Below are 23,083 nucleotides of genomic sequence, written 5' to 3' on the forward strand. Positions count from 1 at the left end.
TGGCGACTCTAACCGTCATTCGGGATCGGAGAATGAGGTTTCCGCAGCGGCCGACTCTTTCCGGTCGAACCGACCGGCTTTGTCACGTGGCTGAGAGTCGACGCCGGGGTCGATGCGCACGGGCCTGCCGGAGTCGCCGCGAGGCAGCGCGCGTGCACGCTCTCGATTGGGGCCGTCGAATGCGTCGGACATCGTTCCCAGAGCCTCCGGAGCAACACCGAACCCCAGGGCGACGTCTTGCCAGTCGGCTGTGGCCGCTTCCACGGCGGTGATGATGTCGGACGCCGCAGATCGGGTCAGCCTGAACGCATCGTGGTTCTCCTGAAGAAGGCGGATGTCCCTGTCGCGGGGGTCGTCGTCGGGGCTCACCGGGGTGGATTCCAGAGTGCCGAGCTTGTAGAACGGGTTGATATCGAACACGGGGGCAAGCCGCCATCCGTTGCGCTCCCGGAGGAAGCCGTGGTTGCGCATATGGTCGTCCACGTTGTTGACGAGAAGAGTGAGCGCGACCCGCCGGAACAACTCCGCCGAGTCGGCATCGGCGCTCGCTGAGTTCTTCTGCAGGGTGTTGACCAGTCGGACGTAGTCGACATGTTCTCCGGGGGACTTGTTCAACATCCCGTCCGCGCTGAGGTATCCCACTCGCCTGTCGCCTTCTCGGTCGAAGCGTTCGACGACCAATACCGAGTTGTACTCGAAGCGATGATGCTGAAAGCGCGGGGTCTTCACCCCGGAACGGCGTGCGAGCTCCAGACAAGTGGCTTCCCAGGCCATCGCATCCCCGAAGTCATCGCGCGCCGGCAGTTTGGCGATCGCGAGCTGTCCGTTCGAGTTGAGGACCGTGGCTTTGGGTCGAGCGCCACCCATGGACGTTCCGGCTTGCAGCAGCGTGAGCTTGTCGCTGGGGATCTCCTCGCCCCGCTCGAAGGCTTTCGCCGCGTCGATGAGGTCAGGCAGGTCGGCCAGCTGGGCCGTTCTGCCGTCGGGGGGTGACTGATACACGCCGTCCATGGATACCCGGAGTGCGCCGAGGCGTTCTGCATCGCCGACGCGCCTGAGGACGTCGAGCTCGGTGGGGTGCCGATACCTGCCCGTGTCGCGACGTTCGATGGACTGCATGAGCCGTCGTCCCCATGTGTCCGGCTGCGCGTCGGCGAGGCCGGCGAGCATGGGCCGGGTGCTGGGCGGAATGAACTCGCCGCGGCCCACGCGCAAAGAAGGGGCGAGAGGATAGGACTCCGTATGTGCGACGTAGTCGCGAGAGTACTCGAATGCGACAACGCCGCCCGTGTCGTCCACGGTGCCTGCAAGCGTCTCTTCCCCCGAAGGAAGAACGACCGAGATGTCCAGTCTCATCGACGACTTCCTCTGGTGCTGCGGCGCATGAGGGCGCGACCGCGTTCATCCGAAGCAGGATCGAGCGCGTCGCGTAGCTTGCTGTCGAGTCCCAGAGCCTCGAGGACTGCGAAGACGTTCTCAAGCTTGACCGAGCCCGCACCTCTCTCGAGCGAACGGAGCGTATCTCTCGTGATGCCGGCGCGCTCGGCGACGACGGTGGCCGGTAAACGAGAGAGTACGCGCCACGTTCGGATGTTCTGGCCGAAATCCACGAGATTCGGGTTGTCACTCATTGTTGCTCCTCGTTTGACGGTTGCAGTCGTCAATTCTGGCGGGTATGACGATTGTAGCCGTCAATATTCACAGTTTCGGGCACCCGGCACTCTCGACATCGGACGGGGCGCGAAGCTCGTGCCGTTCGTCGGTCCCCTCACCTCACTGATCGTGACGACTTCTGTCAGGAAGTCGGCTCAGCGGCGATAGGGCGCGCGTTCCGGCGGGATCCCCCGGCGCCCGGCGACGGAGAGTGGGAGTGCCCCATCTCTTGAACGACGGACCTCCCCATGAAGACGAAGCTCCTCGCCGTGACCGCGATCGCCCTGCTCATGCTCTCGGGAACGAGCGCAGCGCAGGCCGCAGACGGGGAGCTGCACCCCGACGTCGAGTACGCCATCGATGCTGTTCCGGGTGGCACCGTCGTCGACCCGTATACGGTCGTATGGCGGGATCTCGACATGCAGCTCAGCGTCCCGAGTCCGTTCGCCCGGGCCGTCGGCACCTGCGCGGACGGGCAGTTCTGCGCATACTCGGGTCCCGGGGGCAGCGGCACGCGCCTGAGCTTCGGCGTCTGCGGCATTGTGAGCACGGCGGCCCTGCCGGTCGTCGCGTCCGTCGCGAACGCGCGTTCGTCGGGCAAGGTCCAGGCGCGCACCGGAGCCGGCACGGTCGTGGGCACGGCCGCAGCGGGAACGCGAGTGGACGTGTCTGGCGCGGTCAGCACTCTGCGCTGCACGTTCTGAAGCCGCACCTACGCTGGAGGAGCTAGCGATCGTGAGCGAGGTCACCATGTTTCGGTTCGGGTTCACCCGACCTCTGGTGCTCGCGAACACCGGCGCCGAGCCGTTCCCGTCGGCGGGTTCGCTCTTCCCCGGTCGACCGCGTTCGCATGCGGCGCCGGGCGACTCGCCCTTCCGCGGCTCGGATGCCCGGACCACGGTGTACCGACAGCTGTTCGAGCAGCACTGGTCGCGCGTGCGGCATCACGTGGAGTGCTACGTCGACAACGCCGCCGATGTCGATGAGCTGACCGCAGAGGTCTTCGCCGTCGCATGGAAGAAGCTGGATCCCGCCCGCCCGTTCGCGCCCTCGTGGTTCCTGAGGACGGCGAACAACAAGCTGCGGGACCGGACTCGAAGGGCCCGATCCCGGGAGCGGGCGCTCGCCGCTCTGGAGCGCGGTCTGGAGGACCCCTCAGAGCCGATGGATCCGATGGAGAAGCTCGCCCTGCGTGCGGCCATCCGCTCGCTGAATGCGCGGGAGCGGCAGGTGGTCGTTCTCACCTATTGGGACGGCCTGAGTGCCGGTGAAGTCGCCGAAGTCCTGCGCACGACCTCCGAGGCGGTCTGGGCCACCCTGACACGAGCGCGCAGGAAGCTGCGACGCACGCTGGAAGGCGGTGCATCGTGAGCTATTCGGATGACGACCTCGACCGCCTGTTCCGCGCCGCCGCGCCCGCCCGTCGTCCTGTGGATGCGCCGCTCGACGCTCGCGCGATCGCCACGCGCGAGAGCATCATCCGGGGCGCTCGGGTCAGCGACCGGAATCGACCACGTCGCGGTTTCGTCTGGGCCGGGGTCACGACGGCGACGGCCGCAGTGGTCATCGCGCTGCTCGTCGCGGTGAACGTCCTCACCCCCTCTCAGTCGGCCGTCGCGCTGATGCCGCCGCCGCTGGAGTACACCCCCGCCGGTTCCGTCTCCGAGGTTCTCTCCGGCGCCGAGCGGGATCTGCTCGCGCCTCCCGACGTCGTCCAGGCCTCGACCGTGCACTCGGTCACCTGGGGATGGAACGTCGAGATGGCGTCGGCGAACGTCGAGATCGTGCCGCAGGAGACCACCTTCGAATGGAGCCCCGACGGTGGCTCGACGAGCACGACGGTGGCCGGCGATTCGTACTGGTCGGACAACGAGCGGCCTGACGGCGTGGAGCCGAGCCCGTACCAGCCGGGCGAGCTCATCGATCGCGTCGTCACGCCGGCTGACGCCTTCACCCTCGCTCCGGATGCCGTGACTCTGCGCGGATCGTCGACGGCAGACCTCGAGCGGGCGCTGGCGGTGTTCGGGGCCACCGACGAGTCGTCGTCGGGGGAGCTGCTCTCTGCGGTCGCCGGCCTTCTGCAGTACTGGACACTGGACGACGAACAGCATGCGACGCTGCTGCGGCTTCTCGATGAGGCCGGCGGGCTCACCGTCCTCGGCGAGACAGAGGACCGTCTCGGCCGAGACGTCATCGGGGTGCGGGTCGCGCAGGTGATCCCGGAGCGCGAGGAGACGTTCTTCCTCTCGGCCGACACCGGTCGGATCGTCGGCATGGAGAGCGAGCTGGTGAAGCCCCTGAACGGTCTTCCGACCGGCGTCATCCTCTACACGATGTGGGATGCCGGCTGACGCCGACCCTGTGCCGCACTCGGGATCCGAGGCTCAGCCGACGGTGCTGAGTCGCCGCTCCGCCAGCAGGGGCACGGCGACCTCGCGCGCAGCACGGCGGGCAGTCGTGATCGCGCCGATCGACACGACCTCGGCGCCGAGCGTCGAGGCGAGGATCTCGGGTGCCGGCAGGTGCAGCTGGGCCGGCAGCACTTCGCGCGCCGCCGTGAGCACGGGCGCGATGCTCTCGGCCACCGCGCCGCACACGATCACGCGCGCCGGGTCGTACATGCTGCCGAGCACGCCGACGACCCGGGCGAGGGTCCCGCCGACGCGTGTGGTGGCGAGGAGGGCGTCGGCGTCGCCCGCCGTCGCAGCCGTCAGCACGAGGCGGGGGTCGACGCGGTCCTCGCGAGCGAGTCGACCGATCGCCGAATCGGGTTCGATCTCGCGGCTCTCGACCGCCGCGCGCACCTCATCCTGCAGGGCGTAGCGCAGTCCGAAGGCCGATCCGACGCCGACGATGTGATCGAACACGACGCCCTCGCCGACTCCGCCGTGAGCGCCGTGCAGCACGTGTCCGTCGACCACGACGCCTCCGCCGAATCGTTCGCTCGCGAGCAGGGCGACGTAGTCACGGCATCCGACTGCGGCTCCGGCGGAGCCTTCGGCGATCGCGGCCAGCTGCGCGTCGTTCTTGATCTGCACGACCGGTGCCCAGTCGGCGAGGGCCTCGGCGAGACCCGGATTGGTCCGCTCCCAGAAGCCTTCGGGATGCGGCGGAGAGATGCCCGCCCGGTTCACCGGCGCCGCGACGCCCACGCAGATCGCCAGCACCGCCTTGCGCGGGACCTCCGCTTCCGCCAGTGCGTGCTGCATCCGGTCGAGGATCGTTGCGCGCCGGGCCGCAGCGGTCTGGGTCGGGTCGAGATCGGTGCGGTGATGCACGAGAGTGTGCTCGGTCGGGTCGGCGACGGTGACGGCGAGGTGCGTGTCGCCGGCATCCACCCCGATCACGACGCCGAGATCGGATGCCAGCACGAACCGCCTCGCGGGCCGCCCGGCGCGGTAGCTCCCGGCCGCGCGGGCGTTGGGAAGCTCGCGCAGCACGCCGGCATCGACGAGGGTGTCGATGCCGTCGATCGTGGTCGAACGGGTCAACGAGGTGCTCGCCATCGCCTCGGTCGCGGTGAACTCCCCGGCCGCCCAGGCGAAGTCGAGGATGGCGCCGACACTGGCTCGTCCGGTGCCCAGACCTGCGGAGACTTCTGTCACGGGTCTTGACCTCACTCTCGTCCAGATGAGAGAGTACCGGTCATCGAAGTAAATTCGCTCACTAGATTTAGTCTGCAGATTTACAGGACGAAAGGACGACGGTGTCTGTGAAATCCCCACGCCCGGCGCAGCTGATGGCCGGTGCGGCCGCGCTCGCTCTGGTCGGCACGGCTCTGGCCGGCTGCTCGGCCGATGGCGGAACCGAGACCATCCGGTTCACGTTCAGCAAACGGGAGGCGATCGAGTTCATGACCGAGCTCGTCGCCGACTACAACGCGTCTCAAGACAGGGTGCGCGTCGAGATCGACACCTCGGGCGTCGACGTCGTCTCGGCGAGCTTCGTGCGCGGCAACCCGCCCGACATCATGCTCGCCAACTACAACTACGAGATCGCCCGCTTCGTGCAGCGCTGCGCACTCACCGATCTCTCCGACACCGCCGCCGCAGCGACCATCCGCGACGATCTGCAGCCGCTCATGGAGCAGTACGGCTCGTGCGAAGGCCGCACCAGCGCGCTGCCCTACTCCGTGATGGGCGCCTCGGTCATCTACAACAAGGAGATCTTCGACCAGCAGGGACTCGAGGTCCCTCAGACCTGGGATGAGCTCCTCGCGGTGTGCGACCAGTTGAAGGAGGCGGGCATCGACCCGTTCTACGCCACGTTCAAGGACGACTGGACGGTCGCGCAGGGCTGGTACGACTACACGGCCGGCGGCTCGGTCGACGTGATCGACTTCTTCGACACGCTCGCGCAGGAGGGCACCGAGGTCGGGCCCGACTCCGAGGTGTCGTTCGAGAAGGACTTCGCCGAGCCCATGGACCGCATGATGACGCTCGCGAGCGAGTACACCAACGCGGATGCCGCGAGCCGCGCCTATGGAGACGGCAACCTCGCCTTCGGCAAGGGCGAGGCGGCGATGTATCTGCAGGGGCCGTGGGCGTTCAGCGAGATCGCGAAGACCGCTCCCGACCTCGACCTCGGCACGTTCCCGCTGCCGATGACCGACGACCCGGCCGACCTCGGCGTGCGCGTCAACATGGACCTCGCGGCGATGATCCCCGAGGGCTCGCAGCATCAGGAGGCAGCCGGCGACTTTCTCGAGTACCTGTTCCAGCCCGAGAACATCGAGGCCTACAACGCCTCGCAGCTCGGCTTCACCCCGACGAAGGACGCACCGGCCCCGGATGATCCTCGGATCGAGGGGATGATCGAGTACTACGACAACGGCCAGATCTACCAGGGACCCTCGGTGCTCGTGCCCCGGACCCTGCCGGTCTTCAACTACGCGCAGGCGATGGTGCTGGGCGCGTCCACGACCTCCACGCTGCGCACCATGGATGCCGACTGGGCGAGGATCGCGTTCCGCGCTCCCATCCCGTCGACCCAGGACAACGCCTCCGGTGAGGACTCAGCATCCGGCGAGACAGAGGAGTCCACGCCATGACGAACACCGCTCTGCCCAACCCGGCAGCTCCCAACCCGTCGTCGGCGCGCCCGACGGCCGACAACATCACGAAGCCCAACACTCCGACCACCGACACGACGGCGATCGTCACCGGCGGCACCCGCAAGCTCGCACGCCGCACCCGCAGAGTCGAGCCGATCTACTATCTGTTCCTGCTGCCCACGCTGGTCATCTTCACGCTCGCGATCACCGTGCCCGGCATCATGGGCATCTTCTTCAGCTTCACGGACTCGATCGGCATCGGCGAGTGGAGCTTCAACGGGCTGACCAACTACATCGCGATGTTCAGCGACCCGGCCATCCTGCAGAGCTACCTGTTCACGTTCGGCTTCTCGATCGCCACGGTGATCGTCGTCAACGTGATCGCGTTCCTGCTGGCGGTCGGGCTGACCTCCCGCATCCGCTTCAAGACCGGTCTGCGCACGATCTTCGTGATCCCGATGGTGATCTCGGGCATCATCATCGCCTACGTCTTCAACTTCCTGTTCTCGAACTCGATCCCGGCGGCGGGTGAGATCACCGGCATCCCCTGGCTCGCGACGAGCATTCTCGCGAACCCCGATCTCGCGTGGGTCGCGATCGTGATCGTGACCGCGTGGCAGGCGGTTCCCGGCACCCTGCTGATCTACATCGCGGGCCTGCTGTCGGTCCCGGGCGAGGTCTATGAGGCGGCCAGCATCGACGGGGCGAGCAAGAGCCAGCAGCTGTTCCGCATCACGCTGCCGCTCGTCGCCGGATACGTGGTGATCAACGTGATCCTGGGCTTCAAGGGCTTCCTCAACGCCTACGACATCATCGTCGGCCTCACCAACGGCGGCCCCGGCACCGCCACCCGCAGTGTCGCGATGACGATCATCGCGGGCTTCAACGGCGGAGATTACGCCTACCAGATGGCCAACGCGACGATCTTCTTCATCGTCGCCGTGCTCATCTCCCTGCTGCAGCTCTCGCTGACCCGCGGAAGGAACGCACTCTGATGTCGACGCAGACACTCACCACCATCCCCACCTCGGGCAAGAAGCCGCGCATCCGCATGGAGCGCGTCAACTGGTCGGGCACGATCATCCTGATCCTGTGCGCGGTCACCGTGCTGCTGCCGCTGTACGTCACCATCTCGATGGCCTTCAAGACCACGGGCCAGGCGGTCGACGGCAACGCGTTCTCACTGCCGGCGCCCTTCAGCATCGACGGGTTCGTGGAAGCCTGGAACCTCACGAAGTTCCCGGTGGGCGCCGGGATCTCGCTGCTGGTCACGGCCGGCACGGTGGCCGCGACGATCGTGCTCGCGGCCTTCGCGTCGTACGCGATCGTGCGCAACTGGGACCACCGCCTGTTCCGCTGGTCGTTCTTCTACCTGCTCGCCGCGATGTTCATCCCGTTCCCGGTGGTGGCGCTGCCGCAGATCCAGCTGACCGGCTGGGTGGGCCTCGACAACCCGTTCGGCGTGATCATCCTCGCGACGATGTTCCAGCTGAGCTTCAGCGTGCTGCTGTTCACCGCGTTCCTCCGGTCGATCCCGATCGAGCTCGAAGAGAGCGCGCGCATCGACGGCGCCACCACCTGGCAGACGTTCTGGCGGCTGATCTTCCCGCTGCTGGCACCCATGAGCGCCACGGTCGGCATCTTCGCCTTCCTCTACGCGTGGAACGACTTCATGATGCCGTCGCTGATCATCTCGGACCCGGCGCTGCAGACCCTGCCGGTGCGACAGAACCTCTTCCAGACCCAGTTCAGCAACAACTACAACGTGTCGTTCGCCTCATACCTGATGGCGATGGCCCCCGCGATCCTGGCGTACCTGTTCACGCAGCGCTTCGTCATGGAGGGCGTCACGCAGGGCGCCGTCAAGGGCTGACCTCTCGCACATTCCAGACCGCAACACGAAGGAGCAACACCCCCTCATGACCGATGCGCTTCTCACCGAGACCCGCGACGAGACCAGCGACGACACGACGGCCGCATGGTGGCGCCAGGCCACCGTCTATCAGATCTACCCCCGCAGCTTCGCCGACGCGAACGGCGACGGACTCGGCGACATCCCGGGCATCGTCTCGCGCGCCGACTACCTGCAGGAGCTCGGGATCGACGCCGTCTGGCTCAGCCCGTTCTATCCGTCGGCGCTCGCCGACGGCGGCTACGACGTGGCCGACTACCGCGACGTCGACCCGCGCCTGGGCACCCTCGAGGACTTCGACGAGATGGTCACGGCACTGCACGACCGCGGCATCCGCGTCGTGGTCGACATCGTGCCGAACCACTCGTCGGATCTGCATGAGTGGTTCCAGGAGGCGCTCGCCGCCGGCCGTGGTTCAGCCGCGCGAGAGCGCTACATCTTCCGAGAGGGGTCCGGGCCCGACGGCGCCGAGCCGCCCGCCGACTGGACGGCCGCGTTCGGCGGGTCGGCGTGGGAGCGCGTCGACGACGGCCAGTGGTACCTGCACAGCTTCGCCCCCGAGCAGCCGGACTTCAACTGGGATCACCCCGAGGTGCGCGAGGACTTCCTGAAGACCCTGCGCTTCTGGTCGGACCGCGGGGTCGACGGGTTCCGCATCGACGTGGCGCACATGCTCACCAAGGACCTCTCCGAGCCGCTGCCCAGCTCGGCCGAGCTCGAGGGGATGCCGCACGACGGCAACCACCCCCTGCACGACCGTGACGATGTGCACGAGATCTACGCCGAGTGGCGCAAGGTTTTCAACGAGTACGACCCGCCCCGCACCGCCGTGGCGGAGGCCTGGGTCAGCACGCCCGAGCGTCGCGCGCGCTATGCATCGGCCGAGGGCCTCGGACAGGCGTTCAACTTCGACCTGCTGGTCGCCGACTTCGACGCGACGCAGTTCCGCACCATCATCGCCGACAATCTCGCGCAGTCGGATGCCACGGGGTCGTCGACCACATGGGTGCTGTCGAACCACGACGTCACCCGTCATGCGACTCGATACGGTCTTGCTCCGCTGGCCGGCCGCACGGGCGTGAAGCAGGGGGTCGAGTGGGTCGCCGCGGGTGGCCCCGCCGAGCAGCTCGACCGGGAGGCGGGACTCCGCCGGGCGCATGCCGCGACGCTGCTGCTTCTCGGGCTGCCCGGCAGCACCTACCTCTACCAGGGAGAGGAGCTCGGACTGCAGGAGGTGGCCGAGATCGGCCCCGAGCAGCGTCAGGACCCGGCGTTCTTCCGCGGAGCGGAGTTCGACGGTCTCGGACGCGACGGATGCCGCGTGCCCCTGCCGTGGAGCGCATCGGGCCCGTCGTTCGGATTCGGCGACGGTGACGCGCACCTGCCGCAGCCCGAGTGGTTCGCCGAGTCCGCGGTCGAGGTCGAGGACGGCGATCCCTCGTCGACCCTGACGCTGTACCGCGAGGCCCTGCGACTGCGCCGTGAGCTGCAGACGGACGAGCGCCTCGAGTGGATCGAGACCGGCCGTGCCGACGTGCTGCGCTTCGCCCGACCGAACGGCTGGCAGATCGTGACGAACTTCGGGGCCGAGTCGTTCGATCTCGGGTCGGATGCCACGGATGTCGTGCTCGGCACGGTGATCGACGGAGCCGTGCCGGCCGAATCGACGGTCTGGATCGCGCCCGGCCTGATCGGCTGAGCCAGTCTCACTTGCCCGGTCTCACTGACCCGTTTGCAGGATGACAGCACGGATGCAGGACGAGAACGCGTTTCTCGTCCTGCATCCGTGCTTCGGTCCTGCAGCCGGCCCCCCAAGGGCTCCCGACCATCTTCAGCGGATTTGATAATGGTTCTCATTAGCGTTTAGAGTGAGAGCATGAAGAAGTCGTTCGTCGCCCTCGCCCTCGCATCCGTCGCCGCCCTGTCGCTGGCCGGATGCTCGACCACCCCCGCTGCGGGAGAGGGCGGCGACGGCGGAGCGGTGACCGTCGTCGCGAGCACCAACGTCTACGGCTCGCTCGCCGCCCAGATCGGGGGCGAGCGCGTCGACGTGACGTCGATCATCGAATCGGCCACGCAGGACCCGCACTCGTACGAGGCCTCGGCCCGCGACCGTCTGACGGTGCAGAAGGCCGACCTCGTGATCGAGAACGGCGGCGGTTACGACGCGTTCATCGACACCCTGCTGCAGGACGCCGACGATCCGCACCTGGTCACGGCCGTCGAGTTCTCGCACGACTTCCCCGGCAACGAGGGGCACACCGACGACGAGAGCACGGCCGAGGAGGAGCACGACCACGACCACGCCGAGGGCGAAGAGGGCCATGAGGGTCACGACCACATCGAGGGCTTCAACGAGCACGTCTGGTTCGACCCGCACACGATGATCCACGTGGTCGAGGCCATCGCCGACGAACTCGCCGCGATCGACCCCGACGGCGAGGCCGAGTTCACCGCGAACGCGGAAGACATCGTCGCCGACCTCGAGGGCTTCGAGGCCGACCTCGAGACCCTCGCTTCGGATGCCGCCGGGGCGAACGTGATCATCACCGAGCCGCTGCCCGGGTACCTCGCGGCCGCGGCCGGACTCACCGATGTCACCCCCGAGGGATTCGCCGAGTCGGTCGAGGAGGGCAGCGACGTCGCCCCCGCGACCCTGCTCGAGACCCTGAACGTGATCGACGGCGGTGACGTGCGGGCGGTGCTGACCAACGCGCAGACCGGCGGGGCCGAGACGCAGCGGGTCGAGGATGCCGCGACGGACGCCGGCATCCCCGTCGTGGCCTTCACGGAGCTGCTGCCCGACGGATCGTCGTACTCTGAGTGGATGAGTGACGCGATCCAGAGCCTCGCCGACGCGCTCCAGTCGTGAGCGCCGCCGCCGACGCGCGGGCAGGAGCCGAGAAGTCGAGTCCCGTGCTCGAGGTGCGGGGAGCCGCACTGCAGCGCGGTGACCGCGAACTGTGGTCGGGCCTCGACCTCACCGTCGAGCCCGGGGAGTTCATCGCCGTGCTCGGGCCGTCGGGCTCGGGCAAGACCACGCTGCTGCGCAGCATCCTGGGTCTGCAGCCGCTGTCGGCGGGCGAGATCTCCGTCGCCGGGGGACCGGTGCGCAAGGGCAATCCGCGCATCGGATACATCCCGCAGCAGCGCTCGCTCGCCCCCGACACGAGCATGCGAGCCCGCGACCTCGTCGCTCTCGGGGTGCAGGGCAGCCGCTTCGGCTTCCCGATCCCGCACCGCGGCGACAAGGCCAAGGTCGACCAGCTGCTCGACTCGGTGGGAGCGGCGCACTACGCCGACCGTCGGGTCGGACTGCTCTCGGGCGGCGAGCAGCAGCGACTGCGCGTCGGTCAGGCGCTCGCCGATGAGCCCACCCTGTTGCTGTGCGACGAGCCGCTGTCGAATCTCGACCTCGCGAACCAGGTCGCGATCACCGACATCATCGACCGCCAGCGCCGTGATCGCCGCGCCGCCGTGCTGTTCGTCACGCACGACATCAATCCGATCCTCGGCCGTGTCGACCGCATCCTCTACATCGCGGGCGGTCGCTTCGTGCTCGGCACCCCCGAAGAGGTCCTGCAGACCCGCGTGCTCACCGAGCTCTACGGCACCCCCGTATTCGTGCTGCGTGCGGGCGACCGCCTGGTCGTCGTCGGCGTGCCGGATGCCGAGCCCCACCACGATCACTCCCATGACCACGACCACGGAGGTGCCGCATGACCGTCATCGCCGGCATCGTGCCCGCGGTCGACTGGAGTGACGTGTTCTCGTTCCAGGACTACGGCGAGCTCGTCGCGCTGCTCGCGAACTCGATCATCGCGGGAGCGGTGCTCGGCATCGTCGGCGGACTCATCGGCGTCTTCGTGATGCAGCGCGACCTCGCCTTCGCGGTGCACGGCGTGAGCGAGCTGTCGTTCGCCGGTGCCGCCGCGGCGCTGCTGTTCGGCGGCAGCGTGGTGGCCGGGTCGCTCGGCGGTGCCCTGGTGGCGGCGATCCTGATCGGCATCCTCGGCGCGAAGGCCCGAGACCGCAACTCGATCGTCGGCGTGCTCATGCCGTTCGGCCTCGGCCTCGGCATCCTGTTCCTCTCGCTCTACGACGGACGCAGCGCCAACCGCTTCAGTCTGCTGACGGGGCAGATCGTGTCGGTGTCGAGCCCCGACCTCGGCTGGCTGGTCGGCATCAGCATCGTCGTGCTGCTCGGGCTGCTGATCATGTGGAACCCGCTGCGCTTCGACTCGCTCGACCCCGAGTCGGCGGCCGCCCGCGGTGTGCCGACGCGCGCGGTGAGCCTGCTGTTCATGGTGCTGCTCGGTCTGATCGTCGCGGTCAGCGTGCACATCATCGGGGCGCTGCTGGTGATGGCGCTGCTCGTGACACCCGCGGCCGCCGCCATGCGCGTCTCGGCCGGACCGGTGGCCGTGCCGCTGCTCGCGGCGCTGTTCGGCTTCGTGTCGGCGGTCGGCGGCATCCTGCTCGCTCTGGCCGGCACCCTGCCGGTGAGCCCGTACATCACGACTCTGTCGTTCACGATCTACGTGGTGTGCTGGATCATCCAACGCGCTCGGGGCGGCGTGCGCCGCGTGCGGGCCTGACCGCTCAACCCTGCTCCCTCCCTTTCGAATCGCGCACTGTGCAGATCCGAGGGCCCGAAAACTGCCAAGTGCGCGATTCGAAAGGGCCGGGGGCACTCCCAGGGCCTGTAAAGGGCGGCGCGCCTAGAATCGTCGGTATGGCTCAGCGGAACACCTGGCAGCGCGATCGCGTGCGCGAAGCCCTCGCCGACGCGCGAGGGTTCGTCAGTGCGCAGAACCTGCACGCCTCGCTGCGCGACGACAACACCGGCATCGGCCTCGCCACCGTCTATCGGGCCCTCGCCGGACTCGCCGCGGCCGGAGACGCCGACTCGCTGCAGAGCCCCGAGGGGGAGGCGCTCTACCGCGCCTGCACCACCCAGGGTCACCACCATCACCTGATCTGCCGCAACTGCGGACTCACGGTCGAGATCGAGGCGACCGACGTCGAGCAGTGGGCGCACCGCACCGCCGCCCTCCACGGGTTCACGGATGCGGCCCACGTGGTCGACATCTTCGGGCTGTGCGCCTCCTGCACCAACAAGCGGGATGCCGAACGGGCAGCGAACGCGTGACCGTCCAGGCCGCCCCACGGACGGTGCACTCGCACCGACCCTCCCGACCGCCGCGCTCGCCGTGGATCGGCGTGGGCCTCGGCGCCGCGATCGTGGCCGCTCTCTTCCTGATCGACCGGTTCCTTCCGCAGCTCTTCGCCGAGAGCCTGCCGAGCAGGGCTCAGGACGGGCTGACCCTCGCTCTGAGTGTGCTCATCGAGGCTCTGCCGTTCGTGATCCTCGGCGTGCTGCTGTCGATCGTGGTGCAGGTGTGGCTGCCCGCCGACGTCATCCACCGCTGGCTGCCCCAGCGCGCATGGGCCCGCCGTGCGGTGCTGTCGCTGCTGGGCATGTTCATCCCGGTGTGCGAATGCGGCAACGTGCCGTTCGCGCGAGGGCTGATGATGCGCGGGCTCGCACCGGCTGAGGCCCTGACCTTCCTGATCGCCGCCCCGATCGTGAACCCGATCGTGATCCTGACCACGCACGCGGCGTTCGGCTTCGACGACGGCATCCTGGTCGCGCGCCTCGTGGGCGGCTACCTGATCGCCAACCTCATCGGCTGGATCTACAGCCGTCACCCCTCGCCCGACTCTCTGCTGACCCAGCGGTTCATCGACACGTGCGAGCGCGTCACGCACGAGCCCGGCACGCCGGTGCGCCGCAGCCTCACGCAGTTCCTCGTCGAGCTGCGCGCGGTGATGCCCGCCCTCGTCGTCGGATCGGCGCTCGCCGGAGCGGTGCAGGTGCTGATCCCTCGCGACGTGCTGCTGGCGATCGGCTCCAACCCGGTGCTGTCGATCCTCGCGATGATGGCCCTCGCGATGACGGTCGCGATCTGCTCGAACGTCGACGCCTTCTTCGCCCTCTCGTTCGCCTCGACGTTCTCGTCGGGCGCGATCGTGGCGTTCCTGCTCGTCGGCCCGCTCGTCGACGTCAAGATGCTGGCGCTCATGCGCACCACCTTCACCACCCGCACACTGGTCGGCATCGTCGCGGTCGTCCTGTCGGCCAGCTTCATGATCGGGATCGGGGTGAACGTCTTTGTCTGACCACGCGCACCCGTCGCAGGCCCGTGCACGCGCCCGCGCGCTGGGCACCCGCTGGCTCGGCATCGGCTTGGCCGCCGTGATCTCGGTCGTCACGCTCGGGCTCGGTCTGACCGGCCGGTTGAACCTCTACATCAGCCCCGAGTCGGTCTGGTTCGCGTGCGCCGCGGCCGTCGTGACTCTGCTGGGAGCCATCTGGTCGTGCACCCTGCCGCTCGGAGAAGAGGACGACCACGGGCACGATCACGGACACGACACCGACGCGGATGCCGCGGCCTCGCCCCGTCGCAGCCTCGCCCTCGCCGGCACCGTCACCGGAGGGGTCGTCGCCTCGGGGGTCGTCATCGCCGCACTCGTGCTGCCGCCGGCGTCGCTGTCGGTCGAGCTCGCGATGTCGCGAGTGGGAGAGCAGACCGCGCTGTTCGCCGGCGCCGACGACGTGACCCTCGGGGTCGCCGACACCGCGACCTTCGGCGTGGGCGACTGGGCCAGCGTCTTCGCCACGGCGACCAACACCGCAGCCTACGACGGCAAGACGGTCACCCTGACGGGTTTCGTCACTCCGACGGATGCGGACGGAGTCAACCTGACCCGCCTCGTCATCACGCACTGCGTGATCGACGCGCAGCCGGCGACGCTGCCGGTCACGATCGATGCGGGCGAGTTCGACACCGGCCAGTGGGTCGAGGTCGAGGGCACGGTCAAGGCGGATGCCGACGGCTCGCTGCACGTCGAACCCACGACGGTCACCGCGATCGACGAGCCTCAGGACCCGTATGAGTACTGACGACGAGCGCCCCGATGCGCCCGCCGTGCCGCGCACCCGAGCCGAGCTGCGTGCCGCACGTGTGGCCGAGGCTGCGGCGGCTGCGGCCGCTGCGGCGGACCAGGGAGCGAATGCGGCGCCGATCACGCCCGAGCCGGAGTCCGCGGCGGCCGAGCCCGCGCCTGTGCCCGCCGAGCCCGAGCCGGCGCCGACCGAGCCCGCCGAGCCCGCGCCCGAGCCTGCGCCGGCCGAGCCCGAGCCGGAGTCCGCGCCGGCCGAGCCCGAACCGGCCGAGCCCGAGCCCGTCGAACCCGCGCCGGAGCCCGAGCCGGCGATCACGAAACCGCGGCCCGAGCCCGAGCCCACCCGCTCGAAGCCCCGCGCCGAGAAGACGCCGACCGCGCCCCGCGACCGCCGGTTCCTGCTCGCCCTCGGCGCGGTGCTCGGCATCCTCGTGCTGGTCGGCGCGGGGCTGGGCGTCGTCAGCCTGACCCAGGGCCCCCGCATCACCGAGGTGCAGGTGAACCCCACCGAGGCGATCGAGAGCTCGGGCAGCCGGGTCATCCTCACGGCGAACCAGTCGCTCGCCGCGATCGACGAGTCTCAGGTGACGGTCGAGCCGGCCGTGCCGTTCACCGTCGACGCGGCAGGCCGGGGAATCGGCATCCGCTTCACCGTGCCGCTCGACGATGACACCGAGTACACCGTGACGGTCGCCGACGCGGTCGGCGCCGGCGGTGGCCCCAGCGCCACTCTCTCGACGAGCTTCTCGACGCCGGCATCCCAGATCTTCCTGCTGCGCCGAGACGCCGACGGCGACGACACGATCTTCCGCACCGACCTGTCGGGCGAGAAGGCGAAGCCCGTGTTCGCGGCCGACAAGATCAACGACTTCCGCGCCACCTCGTCGCAGCTCGTGGTCTCGGTGGAGGAGGACGACGGCTCGAAGCTGCTCGTGATGGACCGCGACGGAACCGATCAGCGGGAGCTCGAGCTGCCCGGCGTCGGGTACGTCGGCGCCATCCAGGTCTCGGACCGCGGGGGCTTGGTCGGCTACAGCTACTCCGACAAGGAGCTCAGCGACACCGAAGGGCGCGCCAGCGTGCTCGTCACCCAGTCGCTCAGCGGCGACGACGAACCGGTGGTCACCGAGGTCGGGGGCAAGGAGGCGAACATCTTCGTCTGGCAGTTCGTGCCCGACAGCTCCGCCGTGCTCTTCATCGACTTCGACGGTGCACTCTCGCTGGTCGATCGCTCGACCGATGCGGGCGTGCAGTCCCTCGGACTGGCGACGACCATCCAGGGCATCTCGCGCGGCACCTACACGGCGATCGTCGAGCGTCTCGACGGCTCGGTGGTCGAGCTGAACCTCGCCGACGGGTCGGAGGTGCCCCTCGAGGCCTCGAGTCCCGATTACGGCGGCGCGATCACGATCACGCCGTTCCCCGGCGGCACGCTGCGCCATGTCGTGTCGCGCGATGAGAACGGGCTGCCCGTCGGCCAGGCGGTCATCCGGGTCGATGAGGAGGGCGCGGCGACTCCGCTCGTCGAGGTCGATTCGACCGACTCGATCCTGCAGGCCTGCGCGTCGCCCAGTGGGCAGTACGCCGCGGTGGTGATCGCGCCGGAGCTCGCCGACAACCCCTACGACCAGATGCTGCTGCCACTGCCCGAGAACCTCGAGACGCACCTGCTCGACCTCCGCACGGGCGACGAGATCGTGGCGCTCACGGGTTTCGATGCCTCGTGGTGCCAGACGGCCCCGCAGTTCTGAGCCCATGTCGACGGATGCACTGCACCGAGCGACCCGCGCCGAGCTGAGCGGTCTGCCGGTCGAGGTCGCGCCTCTGCTGCTCGGCGGCGAGCTGCGCACCGTCGTCGCCGGCTCCGAGGTGCGCCTGCGGCTGACCGAGGTCGAGGCGTATCACGGGCAGGGCACGGGGCCGGCGGCCGACCCCGGGTCGCACGCGCGCATGGGGCGCACCGCACGCAACGCGACGATGTGGGGCGAGCCCGGCCATCTGTACGTCTATCTGAGCCACGGCATCCACTCGTGCGTGAACGTCGTCTCCGGACCCGAAGGCCAGGCCGGCGGAATCCTGCTGCGCGCGGGCGAGGTGGTGCACGGGGCGGATGCCGTCGCGGTGCGCCGTCGCGCGACTCCGCCTCTGACGGCGACCGCACTGCGCGACCTCGCGCGGGGGCCGGGCCGGTTCGGGCAGGCGGTGGGCCTCAGGCATCCGATCCATGACGGCATCGACGCGGTCAGCGGCGAGGAGTTCGAGGGGGCCCGCGCCGAGCTGTGGCTGCGTGACGAGCCGGTCGCCGACGTCGCGACCGGACCGAGAGTCGGCGTCGCAGGCACGGCGGGCACGGCGGCGTTCCCCTGGCGCTTCTGGATCGCGGGAGACCCGACGGTCTCGCCGTTCCGCTGGGGGAGGGGCGCCCAGGCGGCGTCGCTCGGGCTCGGCTGAGCCCGAGCTCAGGCCGAGTCCCTCCACACGACGGGCGTCGGCAGCATGATGCCCTCCCGCGGGCGCTGATCGTCGCGCAGCTGCGCGAGCACGGATGCCGCGGCGGCGGCCCCGAGTCCCTCGGCCGGCTGGTCGACCGTCGAGAGCAGGGGGGTGGTGCGCGTCGCCCAGCTGCTGTTGTCGAAGCCGACCACGCCCACATCGTCGGGCACGCGGCGTCCGGCTTCGCGGAGCGCCCACATCGCACCGGCGGCGACGGCATCCGACGCGGCGAAGACGCCGTCGATGTCGGGCGCCCGCTCGAGCAGTCTGGCCATGGCGGCGGCTCCATCGGCATAGGAGTACAACGGCACCTCTTCGACGAGGTCGGGATCGAAGTCGTCGCCGAGCGCATCGGTGAAGCCGGCGAGTCGATCGGTTCCCGAATCGCGGTCGAGGGCTGCCGCGATCATGCCGACCCTCGTGCGACCTGTCGCCCGCAGCCGTGAGGTCACGGCGTGCGCGGCGCCGCGATTGTCGACGCCGACCCAGGCCGCATCGACGTCCGGCGGGTGGCCGACGTAGGCGACCGGGAGGTCGAGCCGCATGACGGCCTTGGTGATCGGGTCCTGCGCGCGCGCCGAGACGATGACCGCGCCGTCGACGAAGCCGCCGTTGAGATAGCGGGCCACGCGTTCGGTGTCGCGAACCGAGTCGACCACGAGGCAGACCATCTGGTAGTCGGCCTCGGAGAGCGTCTCGTTCGTGCCGAGCATGATCGCGCCGATGTTGGGGTCTTCGAGGAACAGCGCGTGCGGCTCGTGCACGATGAAGGCGATGGCCTGGGTGCGCTGGCGCACGAGGTTCTGAGCGGCGGTGTTGGGCACGTAGCCGACCTCGCGGATGGCGTCCTCGATCGCGGTGCGCGCCGCATCCGACACGTAGCCGCCGTTGATCACGCGACTGACGGTTCCCCGTGAGACGCCGGCCACGCGCGCCACGTCGTGCACGGTGCTGCGACGGCGTGCGGAAGTGCTCATGATCGACAGCCTAGCGATCCCGACTTGACGGGATCGATCGCGACATGCGACGATGTGTGCACGTTCACAGAAATCCCGATCGCTGTTCTCACACCGCGAGCTGTGCACGTGCACATATGAACCGCAAAGGAGCGTCACCGATGGCCGCCGCCGTGTCCGACCGCATCGCCACCCTCTCTCAGGGCGATGGCCTCGTCTTCGGATGCGACTACAACCCCGAGCAGTGGGATCGCAGCGTCTGGCCCGACGACGTGCGCCTCATGCAGCAGGCCGGCGTCGGACTCGTCGCGATCAACATCTTCGGCTGGTCGTCCATCAACCCGGCCAGGGGAGTGTGGGACTTCAGCGGACTCGACGAGATCATCGCGCTGCTGCACGCCGCCGGCATCCGCATCAACCTCGGCACCGGAACCGCGTCGCCCGCGCCCTGGCTCACCGCGCAGCATCCCGAGATCCTGCCGGTGGGCGAAGACGGCACGGTCTTCCAACAGGGAGGTCGTCAGGGATACTGCCCGAGCTCGCCGATCTTCCGCGCCTACGCCGCCGAGGTCGTCACGCGGGTGGTCGAGCGCTACGGCGATCACCCCGCCGTCGCGCTGTGGCACGTGTCGAACGAGCTGGGCTGCCACAACGCGCTGTGCTACTGCGACAACAGCGCCGAGGCGTTCCGCGGCTGGCTGCGCGAGCGCTACGCCGACATCGACGCACTGAACCGCGCGTGGGGCACGACGTTCTGGAGCCAGCGCTACAGCTCGTTCGACGACGTGCGGGTGCCCGGTCAGGCGCTCTCGCTGCGCAACCCGGGTCAGATCCTCGACTTCCAGCGGTTCAGCTCCGACGAGCAGCTCGCACTGTACCGCGCCGAGGCAGCGATCCTGCGTGAGCACAGCACCGTGCCCGTCACGACGAACTTCATGGTCACCGCGCACATCCGCAACCTCGACTACTGGACGTGGGCGGGCGACATGGACCTCATCGCCAACGACCACTACCTCGACCGTCGACTCGATGACGCGCGGGGCGAGCTGTCGTTCGCGGCCGACCTCACCCGCGGTCTCGCCCAGGGCGCTCCGTGGCTGCTGATGGAGACATCGACCGGCGCGGTGAACTGGCAGCCCTACAACCTCGCCAAGGCCCCCGGCGAGCTGCAGCGCAACGTCGCCGCGCACGTCGCCCGCGGCGCCGACGGCATCTGCTTCTTCCAGTGGCGCGCCTCGACGCAGGGTGCCGAGAAGTATCACACCGCCCTCGTGCCGCACGCGGGCGAGGACTCCGATCAGTGGCGCGACGTCGTCGAGCTGGGCGGCCTGCTCGAGCGACTCGGCGAGGTCGCGGGCACCCGCGTCGCCGCCGGCACCGCGTTGTTCTTCTCGTGGGAGAGCTGGTGGGCGGTCGAGAACGAGGGGCGCCCCAGCGAGGGTCTGACCTATCTCGATCAGGTGCACGCGGCGCACGCGGCCCTCGCCGATGCGGGCATCACGACCGACATCGTGCGTCCGGGAGCGGACCTCGACGGCTACCGCCTCATCGTCGTTCCCGCTCTGCACCTGATCCGCGATGAGGACGCCGCGGCGATCGCCCGCGCGGTCGAGAACGGCGCCACGGCGCTCATCACCTTCTTCAGCGGCGTCGTCGACGAGGAGGACCGAGTGCGCACGGGCGGATACCCCGGGGCGTTCCGCGACCTGCTCGGCATCCGCTCCGAGGAGTTCGCGCCGCTGCTCCCGGGTGAGAGCGTGTTCCTCACCGACGGCACCACCGGCTCCGTCTGGACCGAGCGGTTGAAGGCCACGGATGCCGATGTCGTGGCGTCCTTCGCCGACGGCCCCTCGGCGGGAGGCCCCGCGCTGACCCGTCGCGGCGCTGGTGAGGGCCAGGCCTGGTTCGTCGCCACGCAGCCCGACCGCATCGCCTACCGCGACCTCATGACCCGCCTGGCCGAGTCGGCCGGCGTCACCGCGCACGCGGACGCGAACCGGGACGTCGAGATCGTGCGCCGCACGGGCGACGCCGGCAGCTTCGTCTTCGTCATCAACCACGGCGAATCCGCCGTCGAGATCTCCCTCACGGGGCACGACCTCGTCACCGACGCCCCCGCCACCGGAGTCGTCCCGGCGGGCGGCGTCCGCATCATCAAGGAGGAGGTATGACCACCACCCTCGCCGCCCCGGCGGTCGGCTCGTCGCAGGCCGCGCCCGGTCGACGCCGACGGATCCCGCACAAGGGCGCCATCGCGTTCCTGATCGTCCCCTTCGGCGTGCTGTTCGCGCTGTTCTATGTCGTGCCGATCGCCTACGCGTTCTGGCAGTCCCTGCTCGTCGTCGAGCGCGACGGCACCTTCGGCAAGGCCGAGCAGGTCTTCGGAGGCTTCGCGCAGTACGTGCTCGTCTTCCAGAACGAGGCGTTCTGGGCCTCGATGGGGCGGATGCTGACGTTCGGCGTCGTGCAGGTGCCCGTCATGCTGGGCCTCGCGCTGCTGTTCGCGCTCCTGCTCGACTCGCCGCTGATCCGCGGCAAGCGCTTCTTCCGCCTCGCCTTCTTCGTGCCGTACGCGGTGCCCGGCGTGATCGCGGCGATCATGTGGGGCTCGCTGTTCTCGCCCAACCTGTCGCCCTTCACGGCCATCACGAAGAACATCGACTTCCTCGGCGCCGACCTCGTGCTGTGGTCGATCGCGAACGTCGTGACCTGGGTCTACGTCGGCTACAACATGCTGATCATCTACTCGTCGCTGCTCTCGATCCCGCAGGAGCTCTACGAGGCGGCCATCCTCGACGGCGCCGGACAGTGGCGCATCGCCTGGTCGATCAAGATCCCCCTGGTGCGTCCGGCGATCGTGATGACCGCGATCTTCTCGATCATCGGCACCCTGCAGCTGCTCGCCGAACCGCAGGTCTTCCGCTCGTTCAGCTCGGCGGTGACGAGCACTTTCACCCCGAACATGACCGTGTACGCCACGGCATCCATCCCGAACACCAACCTGGCGGCCGCCTTCTCGGTCGTGCTCGCCGTCACGACCTTCGTGCTGTCGTTCGGGTTCATGAAGTACATGCAGCGCAAGGAGCAGAACGCATGAGCACCATGACGATCGTCGCCCCCGGCCGCTCGTCGCGCGGCACCGGCTCGCGCGGCACGGGCCTGCGCGGCAGAGGCGCCCGCGAATCGGGCATCTCCCGCACGGGAGCCATGCTGATCATGGCCGTGTTCACGGTCTACTTCCTGCTGCCGCTGTGGTGGCTGCTCGTCGCGTCGAGCAAGGAGACCGGCGACATCCTCACCACGGCGCCGCTGTGGTTCGCCGACTTCCACCTGCTCGACAACATCGCCGAGCTCTTCACCTACCGCGACGGCGTGTACCTGCGCTGGCTGCTGAACTCGGTGCTCTATGCGGCGGTGGGCGGGGCGATCGCCACGCTGCTCGCCGCGATGGCGGGATACGCGCTGGCGAAGTACCGGTTCCCCGGCCGCGACCTGATGTTCGACATCGTGCTCGGCGGCGTTCTCGTCCCGGCCACCGCCCTCGCGCTGCCGCTCTTCCTCATCTTCAGCCAGGCGCAGCTGACCAACACGTTCTGGTCGGTGTTCCTGCCCTCGATCGTGAGCCCGTTCGGTGTGTACCTCGCTCGCATCTTCGCGGCGTCCTCGGTGCCCGACGAGCTGCTCGAAGCCAGCCGACTCGACGGTGCGGGTGAGATCCGCACATTCTTCACGGTCAGCATCCGGCTCATGACCCCCGCACTGGTGACGATGTTCCTCTTCCAGTTCGTGGCCATCTGGAACAACTTCTTCCTCCCGATGATCATGCTGCGAAGCGAGGAGCTCTTCCCGGTCGTCTTCGGTCTCTACAACTGGAACAACCAGCTGAACCAGCTGCCCGAACTCCGCGGTCTCGTGCTGATCGGCGCTCTGCTGTCGGTCATCCCGCTGATCGTCACCTTCCTCCTGCTCCAGCGCTTCTGGCGCAACGGACTGGGCGCCGGCGCCCTGAAGTGAGCAGGCAGCCGCGCGGACCGACCGCGCGGCACC

At 68.9% G+C, this 23,083-nt stretch carries 22 protein-coding genes; 18 read left to right on the top strand and 4 right to left on the bottom strand.

The genetic code is table 11. The features are described from left to right. Positions 1–15: 15 nt before the first annotated feature. The gene (locus tag AB0N61_RS12930; protein WP_363364617.1) at positions 16–1,356 is read right to left on the bottom strand and encodes a type II toxin-antitoxin system HipA family toxin; all 1,341 of its coding nucleotides are present in this window, start codon (positions 1,354–1,356) and stop codon (positions 16–18) included. Beyond that, complete coding sequence (locus AB0N61_RS12935) at positions 1,353–1,631, bottom strand: helix-turn-helix transcriptional regulator (RefSeq protein ID WP_363364619.1); 279 nt, start codon at positions 1,629–1,631, stop codon at positions 1,353–1,355. Before AB0N61_RS12935 ends, AB0N61_RS12930 begins: the two co-directional genes overlap by 4 nt. A gap of 270 nt (positions 1,632–1,901) precedes the next feature. Here AB0N61_RS12935 and AB0N61_RS12940 point away from each other — a divergent pair, with 270 nt between their 5' ends. Genes AB0N61_RS12940 through AB0N61_RS12950 form a run of 3 tightly spaced genes read left to right on the top strand, consistent with a single transcriptional unit; the run spans position 1,902 to position 4,004 of the window. Next, entirely contained in the window at positions 1,902–2,357 is a 456-nt protein-coding gene (locus AB0N61_RS12940) for a hypothetical protein (RefSeq protein ID WP_363364620.1), read from the top strand. A 31-nt stretch (positions 2,358–2,388) separates the two neighbouring features. Continuing rightward, a complete protein-coding gene (locus AB0N61_RS12945) occupies positions 2,389–3,024 on the top strand; it encodes a sigma-70 family RNA polymerase sigma factor (RefSeq protein WP_363364621.1) in 636 nt (211 codons plus the stop codon). Then, entirely contained in the window at positions 3,021–4,004 is a 984-nt protein-coding gene (locus AB0N61_RS12950) for a hypothetical protein (RefSeq protein ID WP_363364623.1), read from the top strand. The genes AB0N61_RS12945 and AB0N61_RS12950 overlap by 4 nt, the downstream gene beginning before the upstream one ends. Before the next feature lie 33 nt (positions 4,005–4,037). On the opposite strand, the gene AB0N61_RS12955 is transcribed toward AB0N61_RS12950, so the two are convergent. Beyond that, the gene (locus tag AB0N61_RS12955; RefSeq protein WP_363364625.1) at positions 4,038–5,258 is read right to left on the bottom strand and encodes an ROK family protein; all 1,221 of its coding nucleotides are present in this window, start codon (positions 5,256–5,258) and stop codon (positions 4,038–4,040) included. A 101-nt stretch (positions 5,259–5,359) separates the two neighbouring features. Between AB0N61_RS12955 and AB0N61_RS12960 the strand changes: the two genes are divergently transcribed. From AB0N61_RS12960 to AB0N61_RS13015, 12 genes are all read left to right on the top strand, one after another. After that, the gene (locus AB0N61_RS12960) at positions 5,360–6,703 is read left to right on the top strand and encodes an ABC transporter substrate-binding protein (protein WP_363364627.1); all 1,344 of its coding nucleotides are present in this window, start codon (positions 5,360–5,362) and stop codon (positions 6,701–6,703) included. After that, the gene (locus tag AB0N61_RS12965; RefSeq protein WP_363364629.1) at positions 6,700–7,701 is read left to right on the top strand and encodes a sugar ABC transporter permease; all 1,002 of its coding nucleotides are present in this window, start codon (positions 6,700–6,702) and stop codon (positions 7,699–7,701) included. The genes AB0N61_RS12960 and AB0N61_RS12965 overlap by 4 nt, the downstream gene beginning before the upstream one ends. Next, positions 7,701–8,579 carry a carbohydrate ABC transporter permease gene (locus AB0N61_RS12970; RefSeq protein ID WP_363364631.1) on the top strand — a complete coding sequence of 293 codons (879 nt, stop codon included), beginning with the start codon at positions 7,701–7,703 and terminating at the stop codon, positions 8,577–8,579. The genes AB0N61_RS12965 and AB0N61_RS12970 overlap by 1 nt, the downstream gene beginning before the upstream one ends. 46 nt (positions 8,580–8,625) lie before the next feature. Continuing rightward, positions 8,626–10,317, top strand: a complete 1,692-nt coding sequence (locus AB0N61_RS12975; protein ID WP_363364633.1) for a glycoside hydrolase family 13 protein — start codon at positions 8,626–8,628, stop codon at positions 10,315–10,317. Between the two features lie 177 nt (positions 10,318–10,494). Beyond that, the gene (locus tag AB0N61_RS12980) at positions 10,495–11,490 is read left to right on the top strand and encodes a zinc ABC transporter substrate-binding protein (RefSeq protein WP_363364636.1); all 996 of its coding nucleotides are present in this window, start codon (positions 10,495–10,497) and stop codon (positions 11,488–11,490) included. Beyond that, on the top strand, positions 11,487–12,341 hold the full coding sequence (locus AB0N61_RS12985) for a metal ABC transporter ATP-binding protein (protein WP_167948158.1): 855 nt from the start codon (positions 11,487–11,489) through the stop codon (positions 12,339–12,341). The genes AB0N61_RS12980 and AB0N61_RS12985 overlap by 4 nt, the downstream gene beginning before the upstream one ends. Next, positions 12,338–13,216 (top strand): metal ABC transporter permease, encoded by an 879-nt coding sequence (locus tag AB0N61_RS12990; RefSeq protein ID WP_363364639.1) that lies wholly within the window; start codon positions 12,338–12,340, stop codon positions 13,214–13,216. The genes AB0N61_RS12985 and AB0N61_RS12990 overlap by 4 nt, the downstream gene beginning before the upstream one ends. Before the next feature lie 137 nt (positions 13,217–13,353). Next, complete coding sequence (locus AB0N61_RS12995; RefSeq protein ID WP_167948159.1) at positions 13,354–13,770, top strand: transcriptional repressor; 417 nt, start codon at positions 13,354–13,356, stop codon at positions 13,768–13,770. A 23-nt stretch (positions 13,771–13,793) separates the two neighbouring features. Next, the gene (locus AB0N61_RS13000) at positions 13,794–14,801 is read left to right on the top strand and encodes a permease (protein WP_363364989.1); all 1,008 of its coding nucleotides are present in this window, start codon (positions 13,794–13,796) and stop codon (positions 14,799–14,801) included. Then, complete coding sequence (locus AB0N61_RS13005) at positions 14,794–15,585, top strand: TIGR03943 family protein (protein WP_363364641.1); 792 nt, start codon at positions 14,794–14,796, stop codon at positions 15,583–15,585. The genes AB0N61_RS13000 and AB0N61_RS13005 overlap by 8 nt, the downstream gene beginning before the upstream one ends. Beyond that, entirely contained in the window at positions 15,575–17,338 is a 1,764-nt protein-coding gene (locus AB0N61_RS13010; RefSeq protein WP_363364642.1) for an Ig-like domain-containing protein, read from the top strand. Before AB0N61_RS13005 ends, AB0N61_RS13010 begins: the two co-directional genes overlap by 11 nt. Before the next feature lie 4 nt (positions 17,339–17,342). Beyond that, a complete protein-coding gene (locus AB0N61_RS13015) occupies positions 17,343–18,038 on the top strand; it encodes a DNA-3-methyladenine glycosylase (protein ID WP_363364643.1) in 696 nt (231 codons plus the stop codon). 8 nt (positions 18,039–18,046) lie between these two features. On the opposite strand, the gene AB0N61_RS13020 is transcribed toward AB0N61_RS13015, so the two are convergent. Beyond that, positions 18,047–19,057 (bottom strand): LacI family DNA-binding transcriptional regulator, encoded by a 1,011-nt coding sequence (locus AB0N61_RS13020; RefSeq protein WP_363364645.1) that lies wholly within the window; start codon positions 19,055–19,057, stop codon positions 18,047–18,049. Between the two features lie 140 nt (positions 19,058–19,197). Between AB0N61_RS13020 and AB0N61_RS13025 the strand changes: the two genes are divergently transcribed. From AB0N61_RS13025 to AB0N61_RS13035, 3 genes are read left to right on the top strand one after another with little or no spacing between them, the layout of a single operon-like run. After that, a complete protein-coding gene (locus AB0N61_RS13025; protein WP_363364646.1) occupies positions 19,198–21,207 on the top strand; it encodes a beta-galactosidase in 2,010 nt (669 codons plus the stop codon). Then, on the top strand, positions 21,204–22,133 hold the full coding sequence (locus AB0N61_RS13030; RefSeq protein ID WP_363364648.1) for a sugar ABC transporter permease: 930 nt from the start codon (positions 21,204–21,206) through the stop codon (positions 22,131–22,133). Before AB0N61_RS13025 ends, AB0N61_RS13030 begins: the two co-directional genes overlap by 4 nt. Then, positions 22,130–23,050 carry an ABC transporter permease subunit gene (locus AB0N61_RS13035; RefSeq protein ID WP_185274910.1) on the top strand — a complete coding sequence of 307 codons (921 nt, stop codon included), beginning with the start codon at positions 22,130–22,132 and terminating at the stop codon, positions 23,048–23,050. The genes AB0N61_RS13030 and AB0N61_RS13035 overlap by 4 nt, the downstream gene beginning before the upstream one ends. The last annotated feature ends 33 nt before the right edge of the window (positions 23,051–23,083 follow it).

The sequence above is a fragment of the Microbacterium sp. NPDC089320 genome (assembly GCF_040684875.1).
Classification (GTDB): Bacteria; Actinomycetota; Actinomycetes; order Actinomycetales; family Microbacteriaceae; genus Microbacterium.